Genomic DNA, 12,758 nt, shown 5'->3' on the forward strand with positions numbered 1-12,758 from the left:
GAGCACGTTGTCTCCCGGGCCGCCTCACACTTGCGGTTGAGTCAGAGACTCATCTCGCGCACGGCGCGGGCGGCGCCGACCATGCTGGTCAGGCTCGCCTCGGTCTCGGCGTAGGCACGGGTCTTGAGACCGCAGTCGGGGTTGACCCAGACCTTCTCGGTGCCCAGGGCCGCGACGGCCCGCTGGAGCAGCTCGGTGCACTCGGCCTGGCTGGGCACGCGCGGGGAGTGGATGTCCCACACACCCGGGCCGAGCTGTCGCTCGAAGCCGTGCTCGGCCACCGCGGGCAGGATGTCCATGCGCGAGCGGGAGGCCTCGATGGAGGTCACGTCGGCGTCGAGGTGGTCGACCGCGTCGATGACGACGTCGAACTCCGAGTAGCACAGGTGGGTATGGATCTGGGTGGCGGGAGCCGCCCCTCCGGTGGCCAGACGGAAGGAGCCGACCGACCACTCCAGGTAGGCGGGGCGGTCGGCGCGCCGCAGCGGCAGGGTTTCGCGGATGGCGGGCTCGTCGACCTGGATGACGCCGATGCCGGCGGCCTCAAGGTCCGCCACCTCCGCGCGTAGGGCCAGGCCCAGCTGGTCGGCGACCTGGGCGCGCGGGATGTCGTCGCGCACGAAGGACCAGGCCATGATGGTCACCGGGCCGGTGAGCATGCCCTTGAGGGGCTTGTCGGTCAGGGACTGGGCGTAGGCCGACCAGGCGACCGTCATGGGCTCGGGACGGGCGACATCGCCCCACAGGATGGAGGGGCGGGTGCAGCGCGAGCCGTAGGACTGGACCCAGCCGTGCTCCGTGGTCACGAAGCCGTCGAGCAGCTCGGCGAAGTACTGGACCATGTCGTTGCGCTCGGCCTCGCCGTGGACCAGGACGTCCAGACCGAGGCGTTCCTGAAGGGCGACGACGTTGGCGATCTCGGCGCGCATGGCGGCGTCGTAGGCGGCGTCGTCGATCTCCCCCTTGCGCCAGGCGGCCCGGGCCTTACGGATCTCGGCGGTCTGGGGGAAGGAGCCGATGGTGGTGGTGGGAAGTTCGGGAAGGCCGAGGCGCTCGTCCTGGGCCGCCTTGCGCTCGGTGTAGGGGGCGCGGGTGCGGTCGGCGTCCGTGACGGCCTCGACGGCGGCGCGGACCTCGTCGCGGTGCACGCCCGGGTGGGCGGCGCGCTGCTTGCGCAGGTCGGCGTCCTGGGCCAGCTCTGCGGCAATGGCGTCACGGCCCTGCTCCAGGCCCTTGGCCAGGGTGATGACCTCACCGACCTTCTGGTCGGCGAAGGCGAGCCAGGAGCGGATCTCCGCATCGATGGCGGTCTCGCGCTCGACGTCGTGCGGCACGTGCTGCAAGGAGGTGGAGGTCGCCACGGTGATGGGGGTGCCCTCGGGAAGGCGCTGGCGCAGCTGCTCGAGCACGTCCATTGCCCGGTTCAGGTCGGTGCGCCAGATGTTGCGTCCTGAGACGACACCGGCGACGACGGCCTTGCCCTCCAGGGCGGCCAGGTCGCCGGCCTCGGGCAGGGCGCCCGCCACGAGGTCGAGGCCCACGGCCTCGATCGGGGCCTGACCGAGCACGGGCAGCGCGTCGCCCAGGGAGCCGTAGGTTCCGGCCACGAGGATCTGGGGGCGCTCCACGATGGCGCCCAGCCAGGTGTAGGCGTCGCGCACGGCGTCAAGGACTCGCTGGCGCTCCACGTTCCAGGAGTCGGAGACCAGGGCGGGCTCGTCGAGCTGGACCCAGGTGGCACCGGCCTGGTGCAGGTCCATGAGGAGGTGGCCGTAGGCGTGCAGGACGTCGCTGAGACGGTCCAGGGGGTGGAAGCCCTCAGCCGCCTCGTCGGAGGGCTTGGCCATGAGCAGGTAGCTCACCGGTCCTACGACGACGGGGCGCACCTCGGTCCCAGCGGCCTTGGCCTCGCGGACCTGGTCGGCGATGGCGGTGTCGACGTAGCCGATGGGGGTGGAGGCGTCGATCTCGGGGACCAGGTAGTGGTAGTTGGAGTCCAGCCACTTGGTCATCTCCATGGCCGGGCGGGCTCCTTCACCGCGGGCCAGGGTGAAGTAGCCCTCGATGTCAAGGGCGCCGTCGGCGTCCAGCAGGTCGCGGAAGCGGGCGGGCGCGGCCCCCAGGGTGGCGGTCACCTGAAGAACCTGGTCGTAGAGGGTGAAGTCCGCCGGTACCGAGGCGGGCTGAGTCAGCCCCAGGTCCCTCAGGCGCGAGCGGGTCGCCCCGCGCAGCTCGGCGGCGGCGTGCCTGAGCTCATCGACACTCAGGTTCCCTTTCCAGAAGGACTCCACGGCGCGTTTGAGCTCACGGTCCCTTCCGATGCGGGGGTATCCCAGGATGGTGGCCCCCGGCAGGGGGGTGGAGGGGACCTGTGACTCGGTCACGGCGATCTCAGCCGGTGAGGCGGGGGCGACCGACTCAGGGGTGGCGCTCATGCATTCTCCTTGGTGATGGTGGTGTGGGGCTGGACGGGGTGGAGGGAAGACAGTGCTGCACCGGGAGAGCCGCGGCGCAGGAAGGAGGGGCCTCGGCCGGGTGTGGCCTGAAGGTATCCGCGGTCGACGGCATCGCGCACCTCCCGGTCGGGCGCGGCTCCGGCCAGGATGCCCCCCAGACGCAGGTGGCTGATGACGTCGAGGGCCGGGCGAGTGCGGTTAAAGGTGTACAGGTGCAGTCCGGGGGCCCCGGCGCGCAGCAGCGCGGTGGCCAGGTCGAGCGTCGCGCCGATGCCGCGTTCCACGAGGGTGGCGCCGCTGGCCGATCCCAGTGTGGAACGCAGGCCGGCGGGCACGCGCACCCCGGTGAGCGCCTCAAGGCGGGTGAGCCGACGCAGGTCGGTCAGCGGGATCACCCCGGGAAGAATCGGGATGCTCACTCCCGCGTAGGAGGCGGCGTTGGTCAGCGCCACGTAGTCGGCCGCGTCGTAGAACACCTGGGTGATCGCCATGTCAGCCCCGGCGGCCTGCTTGGCGGCCAGGACCTCGATGGCCTCGATGTGATCGCTGGTGGCCGGGTAGGCGGCCACGGCGATCGTGACGTGGCGTCTGCCGTCACCGAAGAAGTCGGCCTCGACCTCCCGGATGACCCGGACGAGGTCGTCGGCGTGGCGCAGCTCCCCGGCGACGTCGTCGGCCCGGGTACCGGCCGGCGGGTCACCGCGCAGAGCGAGGAAGCGCCGCACTCCCATCCGAAGGAAGCGGGTGACGATGTCGACGGCCTCCTGCTTGCGGTAACCGATGCAGGTCAGGTGCGCCATGAGGGGGATGGTGCTGGACTCCAGCACGTGGGCGAGCACGCACTCGGAGGGGTTGGTCTGCTCCTGGACCGCGCGCACGCGGGGCACAGCCTCGCACCGGCCCGCCTCCGACTCATGCGCGCTCCCCTCATGCCCGCCACTGCTGATCCCGTCAGCGGGATCGGTGACGAAGGTCGGTCGGTAGGTCACCGAGACGAAGTCGGGCCCGGTGGCCAGGAGCCTGTCAATGCGGCCCCAGGTGGCCGAGGCGGCCTTACCCGGTCGAGGGGGGAACAGCTCCAGGCTGACGGTGGGCAGTCGCCGGGTGGTTCCGGTCTCGGCGCTGCTCAGGCCCCCTGCGCGGCCACCTGCCGCGGCGGTGGGCCCGGTGGGCTCGTTGTCGTGCACATCGTCTCCATCGGTCCTGGCTGAAGCACCCGCGTACCGGGTTGCTGCGGCGTCATGGAACCAGGTCTCTCGGCCGCTCTGGATGGTTGAGCGTATCAAACCACGACGGTTCTACGACCTCGTCGTCGTCCCATATAGCGAGAACTGCTCCGCTCAGCCGTTGGCCTGGTTCTCATCCCAGGCCGCCCAGCAGGCGAGGCGCTGCGGCGGGGCCCAGCTCGCGTCCCTGGTGCCAACCTCTCCCGTGGCCGCTGAGACCACCAGGGAGGCCAGGCTCGGTTCGCCGCGAGCAGCGCAGTCGTGACCGATCATGGAGAGCAACGGCCCCATATGACGCGGCAGCACGCCCCGTCCGATCGAGTCGCTGAGCTCGCCGTAGGTGATGACCTCACGGTGCTGAGCGACCTCTATCAGAACGGAGCGTGCTGCGTTGGTGGCCTCAGCCAGCCTCGGGGTGAGTCGGCGCATCCTGTCCCCCACTGGGAAGTAGGCACCGACGGTGATGGCGAGCGACTCAGTCACGGTGTAATGATCCGGGTTGTCCGGGCTCGTCACAAGCTCGTCCTCGCTGCGCCTCCACCCCGAGGCCGGAACTGGTCAGTCGGCCATGCGACGGCGCACCAGGATGAAACCGCCGCCCAGGGCGATGGCGGCCACTGCCAGGACGATGCCGGTCATGCTGGCACCGGTGAGAGGAAGACGGCCATCGCCAGTAGCCGCAGCAGCCGCAGCGGCCTGGCCCTGACCGCCCTGAGCGTTGCTGCCGCCGGGCTTGGCGATGCTGGAGTTCTTCTGGCCGGCCCCCGCCTTGGAGTCAGAGGGACTGGCGCCCTGTGTGTTCTTGCCGCTGGCGTCAGAGGCCCCGTCGGCAACGGTGGAGCCGTTGTTGTCGGCCTTGCCGCCCTTGTTGGTGTTGCCGCCCTTGCCGCCGTTGTTGGCGTTGCCACCGTTGTTGGCAGCCTTGTCGCCGTTGTTAGCGGCCTTACCGCCGTTGTTGGCGTTGTCAGCGGGGGCGTCCCCGGCACCGGGGACGGCTCCGCCACCCCAGGCGACGTTGACGAGCGCACCGCGGTCCACGGCAACGTTGGCGTTGACGCCGAGGGTCTTGGCGATGTCCTCGGGCAGGGCGTGGCCGTTACCGGAGGCGGGGCTTCCCTCCTTGAGGTGGAAGTCCGAGGTCTTGTCCATCGGGTTGGCCGACTCCTTGACGAAGAACGGGTTGTTCTCCGGGGAGCCGTGCAGGTCCAGACCGTTGGACTCCTTACCCGCGGCCTTGACGCTCGAGCTGGCCGTGAAGTCGGCGAGCTTCTCGGCGTTGACCGACTGGTTCATACGGTCGGCGCCCCAGTTCCACAGGACCGTGGTCGACAGGGTCTGGGGGTTCTCCTGGCGGTAGTAGACGTCGTAGTCGATGCTGGAGACCATCTCATTGGCGTAGACCGCGCCGGAACCGTCCTGGTTGGCCCCACCCAGGACCTGGACCATGGCCGAGTAGCGCCACGGGTCCCCGGGCATGGGGGTGGTCTGCTCGGAGGAGAAGATGTTGTTCATCACCTGGGTGTTGGTGGTGTCCCAGCTCAGTCCGTGCTCGGCGCTCCACTTCTGCACCTGGGTGCACACGCCCTGGGCGTTACGGGCGTTGCAGCCGTCGGAACGGGTGTCCTCCTGGATCCACAGGCTGGTGAGCGCGTGGGAGACGGTGTTGTTCCACACGCGGGTGTCGTTGGACCCGGAGACGTGGATGCCGATACCGGCCCCGGCCACGATGTTGGAGGCGATGAGGTTGTTGGAGGAGACCTCGTTGAAGATCGCCACCGGGACGTTGACGAAGTAGTTGCCGACGATCTCGGAGTCCATCACGCCCTCGTCGAACCAGACACCTGCGGCACGGTTCTGGTCATAGGCAGCGGGGTCGGAGATGTCCGTGCCGGTGGCCGAGTAGTCCACGGTGTTGTTGGCGAAGCGGATGTTCTTGGCGTGGGTGATCTTGGTGTCGGCCAGGGTGCAGTAGGCGCCGCAGTCCTTCGTGATGAAGCCGGAGGTGTTGTTGTTCCTCCACAGGTTGTTCTCCACCTTGGCTCCGCTGGAGTCATTGATGCCGAAGGCGTTGGAGCCGTTGTTCTCGAACAGGTTGTTCGACACGACCGCGTTGGTCGAGTCGATGACCTGCAGCGCACCGGCGGTCGAGGAGTAGCGGAAGGTGGAGTTCTCGATGCGAGGAGCGCCGTGAGCGACCACAACCGTTCCACCACCGGAGATGGTGCCGATCTCAGGGTCGTTGTAGTCCCAGCGCTGCACCGCGGAGTACTTCTCCACCGTCAGTCCCGACAGGGTGATGTTGTCGGTGTTGAAGGACAGGGCGCGGGAGTGCTGGACCACCTCGACCTGGTGCTGGTTGGGGTCGACGCCGATGACGTAGGAGGTGCCGCGGTGCGGCTTGACGTTGTAGCCGGCCTGGTTGTTGTTCGGGTTCTTCAGAGTGACCGGGTCGGGGTCATCGACGAAGAAGGTGGACTCGGTGACCTCGGCGCGGCTGAGCACCTGGGTCAGGGGCTTGCCATCGACGAACACCTGCTCGGGGTGTGCGGCGATCCCCTCCTTGGCGGGGTCGGCGTTGATGGTGCAGACCGTGCAGAAGCGGACCATGTCCTTGCCCGTGGACCACTTCCCGTCGCCGCCGGCGTTCCAGCTCGTGGGGACCTCCGCACCGGTGAGGACCGGCTTGGCGCCCTCGGCCGCCTTGATGGTCACGCCCTTGTCGACAGCGAGCTCGCCCTCACGGTAGGTGCCGTTGGCCAGCTCGATGGTGTCTCCGTCGCCGGCCTTCTTCAGGGCGGTTCCAATGGTCTGAAGGGGCTTGGCAGCGGTTCCGTCTCCCGCGTCCGAGCCACCCTCGGCCGAGACATGAATGATGTTGCCGTCAGCGGCAGCGGCTTCTGGTGCATGAGTCACAGCCAGAACAGGCGCCGACAGCGATAGAGCGAGTATCGCCATCTGGGCGACGATTCGACGCTTCATGGTGTCTCCGTCTCCGTAGTGTGATCAGAACGCCGTTACCCTACCGTGATAAATTTTGTTTGGCATCCGTTATATCCGCATACTTTTGAGAGACGCTTCTCTCACTCACCTCGCTGCCGGCCGCTCTTGCGGGGTGCTACCTGCTCCGACGTGCACATCTCATGCCCCGTCTGCGAGGATCAACCTATGACGCATGCAACACCTCAGCGGGCATCTCGGTACCCGCTCATCTCAGTGTCCGGAAGCATCAGGCTCGGCCAGTTCCTCAAGCTGGCGGGCCTGGTGGAGGACGGCGCACAGGCGCGCATCGCCATCCAGTCCGGAGACGTCACTGTCAACGGCGTCGTGGAGACGCGTCGCGGGCACCACCTAACCGACGGCGACGTCGTCGTCGTCGATCACCCCGCAGGCCAGGTGGGCGCCACCGTCGAGCAGCTGGGGACCGAGCAATGAGCCCGCTCCCCAGCTCCAGGAGCAGTCCTCAGGCCTTGTCCCCCTGACTCCGGTCGGCTCCTGCCGACGCATCATCCGCACCGTCGACGGCGCGGCCATCGCCCCTCAGGTCCTTGGCGGTCTCGTCGGTACCGTCCTCGGCGCCCTCATCATCTCCATCGTCGTTGCCGGCGGTCGACGACAGCCTGGTGTGCAGCTCGATGGTCTCGACCTCATGGGGCTCGTTGGCCGTCGTGACCGCGGTGGTGACCGAGTCGATCAGGACCTGGTTGGCCAGCGAGTACCGCAGCAGCATGGCTGAGGCCACGCCACTGGTGGCCACGCCCCAGAAGACGACCGTGAAACGGCTCGGATCGGTCGTGCCGTTCTCCGAGAGCCCTCCCATGACGATGGAGGTCGAGTCGGCACCGGTGACGAACTGCCGGATGGTGCGGCCGCGCGAGATGCGGGCGATGAACATGCCTGCGAAGGGCGTCCAGGAGATCCGCCAGGCCCAGGGAGCAGGCCGATCCGACCAGGGCGTACATGGCCCACGGGTAGATGGTCCAGTGGAACATGGCCGTGCCCAGGGCGGTGCTGGCGGCCCTGGCCGTCTGAGGGTCGACGGTGTCCGGCGGGGACGACATGTAGAAGTAGAGCGGTTCACCGACTCCGTAAAAAATCAGTCCAATGCCCATTCCCGTGGCGAGCATCGTGGAGACCCAGGATCCGGTGGAGTACTCGGGCTCCTCGGCGTCCCCGCCCAAGGGGGTCGTGCCGAACCGGGAGGCTTCCACGACAGCACCAGCACTGTTCGACCGGCTCGTCAGGGCGGGTGACCCGCTCCCCCGGAAACGGCCTGCTAGTGGCGCAGGCACCCCGGCCCGAGGAGGGCCTTGATGTCGGAGTAGAAGGCGGGCGAGGCCTCCACCCGCAGCGAGGCGTCCAGCTGGGTACGTACCTCGCGCCCCGGGCTGGTCAGTGTCAGACGGACCGTGGATCCACCCGGGTGCTTGGTGAGCACGTCCTTGAACTGCTCCACCAGCGGAGCGGTGCACCGGTTGGTGGGCAGAGTGATGAGGACCGCCTCATGGGTGGCGCTGGAGATGTCCGGGATCGTCATCTCCTGGGCGTACAGGGCGACCTGCCCGTCACGCCGGTTGAGACGTCCGCGCACCGTGACCACCGTGTCGGGGGCCAGCATGGTGGAGACGGTCTGATAGGTCTGGGGGAAGAAGAGCACCTCGATGCTTCCGGCCAGGTCCTCCACCTGGGCGATGGCCCACAGGTTGCCCTGCTTGGTGGTCTTGCGGGTCAGCGAGGTGATGAGCCCGGCGATGGTGACCATGGCGCCGTCGGGCAGCTCATCGTTCTCGTGGAGCTCGGAGATCTCCTTGTCCGCGAGCTTGCCCAGCAGCCCCTCCAGTCCCATGAGGGGGTGGTCGGAGACGTAGAGCCCCAGCATGTCGCGCTCGTAGGCGAGCTTGTCCTTCTTGTCCCACTCCGGCAGGTTGGGGACGTCGGAGGAGAAGACCGGGCCGTTACCGAAGGGCGAGTCGTCGGCGTCGTCGGGGCCGCCCATGAGGGAGGCGAACAGGTCGAACTGGCCGGCGGCCTCGTTGCGCTTGACGCCGATGACCTCGTCGACGAAGTCCTCGTGGCAGGCCTGCAGGGAGCGCCGGGTGTGTCCCAGGGAGTCGAAGGCTCCGGCCTTGATGAGCGAGTCGATGGTGCGCTTGTTGCACACGACCGCGGGAACCTTGTCGAGGAAGTCCTCGAAGGAGGTGAACTCGCCCTTGTCCTCCCTGGCGGCCACGATCGCGTCGACGACGTTGATGCCGACGTTGCGCACCGCGGACAGCCCGAAGCGCACGTCCTCACCGACCGCGGAGAACTGGGCCCGCGAGGCGTTGACGTCCGGGGGCAGGACGGTGATGCCCATGTGGCGGCACTCCCCCAGGTAGACGGCCAGCTTGTCCTTGTTGTCCTTCTGGCTGGTGAGCAGGGCGGCCATGTACTCGGTGGGGTAGTGCGCCTTGAGGTAGGCCGTCCAGTAGGACACGACGCCGTAGGCGGCCGAGTGGGCCTTGTTGAAGGCGTACTTGGCGAAGGGGACGACGACGTCCCACAGGGTCTTGACGCTCTCCTTGGAGAAGCCGGCCTGGACCATTCCGGCCTCGAACTCGACGAACATCTTGGCCAGGATGTCCATCTTCTTCTTACCCATGGCCTTGCGCAGCGCGTCGGCCTTGCCCATGGAGAATCCCGCCAGGTCGGTGGCGATCTTCATGACCTGCTCCTGGTACACGATGAGACCGTGCGTGGTCCCCAGGATCGGGTCGAGGGCCTCCTTGAGCTCGGGGTGGATCGGGATGACCTCCTGCAGGCCGTTCTTGCGCAGCGCGTAGTTGGTGTGGGACTCCGCCCCCATGGGGCCGGGCCGGTAGAGGGCGCCGACGGCGGAGATGTCCTCGAAGTTGTCCGGCTTCATCAGGCGCAGCAGCGTGCGCATCCCCCCGCCGTCGAGCTGGAAGACGCCCAGGGTCTCACCGCGTGAGAGCAGCTCGTAGGTGGCCCGGTCGTCGAGCTCGACGTGGTCGATGTCCAGGGCCGGCTTGCCGTTGGCGACAATGTTCTCCAGGGCGTCGGAGATGACCGTGAGGTTGCGCAGTCCCAGGAAGTCCATCTTGAGCAGGCCCAGGTGCTCGCAGGTGGGGTAGTCGAACTGGGTGATGACGGCGCCGTCCTGGAGGCGCTGCATCATGGGGATGATGTCGGTCAGGGTGGCCGAGGACATGATGACGGCGCAGGCGTGGACGCCCCACTGCCGGGTCATGCCCTCCAGCCCCTTGGCCAGCTCGACGATCTTCTGGGCGTCGGGGTCCTCGGCGTGCAGTCTGCGGAACTCCTCGGCCTCCCCGTAGCGCTCGTCGGCGGGGTTGAAGATGCCCTTGATGGAGATGTCCTTGCCCTGGACGGACGGGGGCATGGCCTTGGTGAGCCGGTCACCGACGGCGTAGGGGTAGCCCATGACGCGGCTGGAGTCCTTCAGGGACTGCTTGGCCTTGATGACGCCGTAGGTGACCACCTGGCTGATGCGGTCGGCGCCGTACTTCTCGCGCACGTACTCGATGACCTCGTCGCGCCGGCGCTCGTCGAAGTCGACGTCGATATCGGGCATGGAGATGCGCTCGGGGTTGAGGAAGCGCTCGAAGATGAGTCCGTGGCGCAGCGGGTTGAGCTCGGTGATGCCCATGGCGTAGGCGACCATGGAGCCGGCTCCTGATCCACGCCCCGGACCGACCCGGATGCCGTGGGCCTTGGCCCAGTTGATGTAGTCGGCCACGACGAGGAAGTAGCCGGGGAATCCCATCTGGGTGATGACGCTGATCTCGTACTCGGCCTGCTTGCGGCAGTCCTCGGGGATGTCGCCGTTGAACCGGCGATCCATGCCGCGCCAGCACTCCTTGATGAACCAGGACTCGTCGGTCTCCCCCTCGGGGACGGGGAAGGCCGGCATGTAGGAGGCGCCTTCATCCACGGTGCGGAAGTGCACGTCGCACTGCTCGGCCACGAGCAGGGTGTTGTCGCAGGCCTGGGGCATCTCGGAGAAGAGGCGGCGCATCTCGGCGCCGGGGCGCAGGTAGTAGGTGTCGCCATCGAACTTGAAGCGGTCCGGATCGGAGAGCACGGAGCCGGAGTTGATGCACAGCATCGCGTCCTGGATGGTGCGGTCCTCGGGGCGCACGTAGTGGGAGTCGTTGGTGGCCAGCAGTGGGGCCCCGATCTCCTGGGCGATGCGCAGCAGGTCCTTGGTGACGCGCTGCTCGATCTCCAGGCCGTGGTCCATGAGCTCGACGTAGAAGAACTCCTTGCCGAAGATGTCCTGCAGCTCCCCGGCGGCGCGCAGGGCCTCGTCCCACTGGCCCAGGCGCAGGCGGGTCTGGACCTCCGAGGAGGGGCAGCCGGTGGAGCCGATGAGGCCGCCCGAGTAGCGCGAGAGCAGCTCGCGGTCGATGCGCGGCGCCTTGCCCCACTGGCCCTCCAGGGAGGCGAAGGAGTCCATGCGCATGAGGTTGTGCAGGCCCTCGTTGTTGCGTGAGAGCAGCGTCATGTGCGTGTAGGAGCCGCGGGCGGAGACGTCGTCGCTCCTCTGGGACTCATCGCCCCAGAACACACGGGTCTTGTCGAAGCGGGAGGTGCCCGGCGTCATGTACGCCTCGACCCCGATGATCGGCTTGATGCCCGCGGCCGTGGCGGCCGCGTAGAACTCATAGGCTCCGAACATGTAGCCGTGGTCGGTGATCGCCAGGGCGGGCTGGCCCAGCCGCTTGGCCTCGGCCACGTAGTCCTTGATCTTCCCGGCGCCGTCCAGCATGGAGTAGTCGGTGTGGACGTGGAGGTGGACGAAGTCGTCCGTGGGGGCTGCATCTTCCTGACTGCTCATCTCCGCCATGGGTCTCATCCTAGGCCCGCCCGGCTCCCTGTCTCCTGGAGGGCCGAGCCCGCCGTCCGCTGAAAGGGCAAGGTTTCCCGGCAATGACGGGACGCTGCCGAGGTGGCGGGTAAGCCGGGTGAGAAATCCACCGTCGGCGGGTGGCCCGCTTCGCGCCGTGTCCGAGAGACGCTACGGGTCAGCCGCGCGCCCGGGCGGCGGCCTCTCGCGGAGCCAGGACGCTGTGCGCGAGGTCGAGCACGGGGGTGGGCACGCCCGTCTCGTCGCCGGCGCGGCACAGCGCACCGAGCTGGGCGTCGAGCTCGCTGGGCAGGCCTGAGGCGATGTCCCGCTGCATCGATGTGGTGGCGCCGGCCGGCTGGGCGTCGGCCATGCGCAGGGCCGCGGCGACCGGGTCGGGGGCGTCGTCGGTGGCCAGGTCGTGCCCCAGTGCCGTGGCGACGGCGACGACCTCGTGCACGGCCTGGGTGAAGGCGTCCCGCAGGTCCGTGCGCAGCACGCCGATGGGCGCGTTCGTGGCGGCGCCGAGGGAACCTTGGACGACGACGAAGGAGGCCTTGCGCCACAGCTCGGCCCAGATGGAGCCTGGGACCCAGGCTCGGATTCCGGCCGCTTCGAGGGCCTGGACGGCGGCGCGGCTGCGGGCGGTGGCGCAGCCGTCCCACTCCCCCAGGGCCAGGGAGCCGGCACTGCCGATGATGCGGACATCTCCCGGCGAGACGATGGCGGAGTAGACGCGTGCGACCCCAGGCAGGACGTGCTTCTTGCCGACGGCGTCGGCGAGCAGTCCGGGCGCACTGATCCCGTTCTGGGTGGAGACGACACCGGTGGCGGGGCCGGTCAGGCGCCTGAGCGCAGGGGCCAGCTGGGGCAGTGCACCGACCTTCGTGGTCACCAGGACCAGGTCAGGCTCACCTCCCAGGGTCTCGGTGAGAGCCTGCGGGTCTTCACTGGCCAGTGGTGCCTCGATGCGGGCGGTCACGGTACCGGGCTCGCCACCGGAGCAGTCGCGCAGCGTCAGACCGCCCGAGCGCAGGGCCGCCAGGGTGCGGCCGTGAACGAGGAAGCCGACCTGCTGGCCGCTCGCGGCCAGACGGGCGCCGAGCCATCCTCCGATTCCCCCGGCGCCGATGACGACGATCCGCATGAGTGTCTCCTCTCGGTCCTGCTGTTGTCCCCGCGAGCTCCCACGCCCGGGTGTCAGTGGCC

General features: G+C 68.4%; 8 protein-coding genes, 2 pseudogenes and 1 riboswitch. Of the genes and pseudogenes, 1 reads left to right on the forward strand and 9 read right to left on the reverse strand.

Going from position 1 to position 12,758, the window contains the following annotated elements; translation table 11 throughout:
- Nucleotides 1-41: 41 nt before the first annotated feature.
- The 4 genes from metE to BKH20_RS05650 all read right to left on the reverse strand — a co-directional run bounded on the left by metE (nt 42) and on the right by BKH20_RS05650 (nt 6,661).
- The gene (metE, locus tag BKH20_RS05635; protein ID WP_081381605.1) at nt 42-2,435 is read right to left on the reverse strand and encodes a 5-methyltetrahydropteroyltriglutamate--homocysteine S-methyltransferase; all 2,394 of its coding nucleotides are present in this window, start codon (nt 2,433-2,435) and stop codon (nt 42-44) included.
- On the reverse strand, nt 2,432-3,643 hold the full coding sequence (locus tag BKH20_RS05640; RefSeq protein WP_075390283.1) for a methylenetetrahydrofolate reductase: 1,212 nt from the start codon (nt 3,641-3,643) through the stop codon (nt 2,432-2,434). The genes metE and BKH20_RS05640 overlap by 4 nt, the downstream gene beginning before the upstream one ends.
- 4 nt (nt 3,644-3,647) lie before the next feature.
- Nucleotides 3,648-3,732, reverse strand: a riboswitch (SAM riboswitch).
- A gap of 64 nt (nt 3,733-3,796) precedes the next feature.
- On the reverse strand, nt 3,797-4,165 hold the full coding sequence (locus BKH20_RS05645) for a hypothetical protein (RefSeq protein WP_075390319.1): 369 nt from the start codon (nt 4,163-4,165) through the stop codon (nt 3,797-3,799).
- 75 nt (nt 4,166-4,240) lie between these two features.
- A complete protein-coding gene (locus BKH20_RS05650; protein ID WP_075390284.1) occupies nt 4,241-6,661 on the reverse strand; it encodes a right-handed parallel beta-helix repeat-containing protein in 2,421 nt (806 codons plus the stop codon).
- A 186-nt stretch (nt 6,662-6,847) separates the two neighbouring features.
- Between BKH20_RS05650 and BKH20_RS05655 the strand changes: the two genes are divergently transcribed.
- Nucleotides 6,848-7,114 carry an RNA-binding S4 domain-containing protein gene (locus tag BKH20_RS05655; protein WP_075371201.1) on the forward strand — a complete coding sequence of 89 codons (267 nt, stop codon included), beginning with the start codon at nt 6,848-6,850 and terminating at the stop codon, nt 7,112-7,114.
- A gap of 28 nt (nt 7,115-7,142) precedes the next feature.
- Here the strand turns inward: BKH20_RS05655 and BKH20_RS14615 are convergent, their stop codons facing one another.
- The 5 genes and pseudogenes from BKH20_RS14615 to BKH20_RS05675 form a co-directional block, all read right to left on the reverse strand.
- Nucleotides 7,143-7,499: a hypothetical protein gene (locus tag BKH20_RS14615; protein ID WP_430793380.1), complete on the reverse strand. Its 357-nt coding sequence runs from the start codon at nt 7,497-7,499 to the stop codon at nt 7,143-7,145.
- 21 nt (nt 7,500-7,520) lie between these two features.
- Nucleotides 7,521-7,610 (reverse strand): annotated as a pseudogene (locus tag BKH20_RS15030) (BCCT family transporter); the annotation flags it as partial.
- Nucleotides 7,611-7,677: 67 nt separating this feature from the next.
- Nucleotides 7,678-7,971 (reverse strand): annotated as a pseudogene (locus BKH20_RS14620) (BCCT family transporter); the annotation flags it as partial.
- Nucleotides 7,956-11,549: a DNA polymerase III subunit alpha gene (gene dnaE, locus BKH20_RS05670; RefSeq protein ID WP_075390286.1), complete on the reverse strand. Its 3,594-nt coding sequence runs from the start codon at nt 11,547-11,549 to the stop codon at nt 7,956-7,958. The pseudogene BKH20_RS14620 and the gene dnaE, both read right to left, overlap by 16 nt.
- Nucleotides 11,550-11,727: 178 nt before the next feature.
- Nucleotides 11,728-12,696, reverse strand: a complete 969-nt coding sequence (locus BKH20_RS05675; RefSeq protein ID WP_075390287.1) for a ketopantoate reductase family protein — start codon at nt 12,694-12,696, stop codon at nt 11,728-11,730.
- Nucleotides 12,697-12,758 lie beyond the last annotated feature (62 nt).

Origin of the sequence: Actinomyces oris, assembly GCF_001937445.1 — a bacterium.
Classification (GTDB): Bacteria; Actinomycetota; Actinomycetes; order Actinomycetales; family Actinomycetaceae; genus Actinomyces; species Actinomyces acetigenes.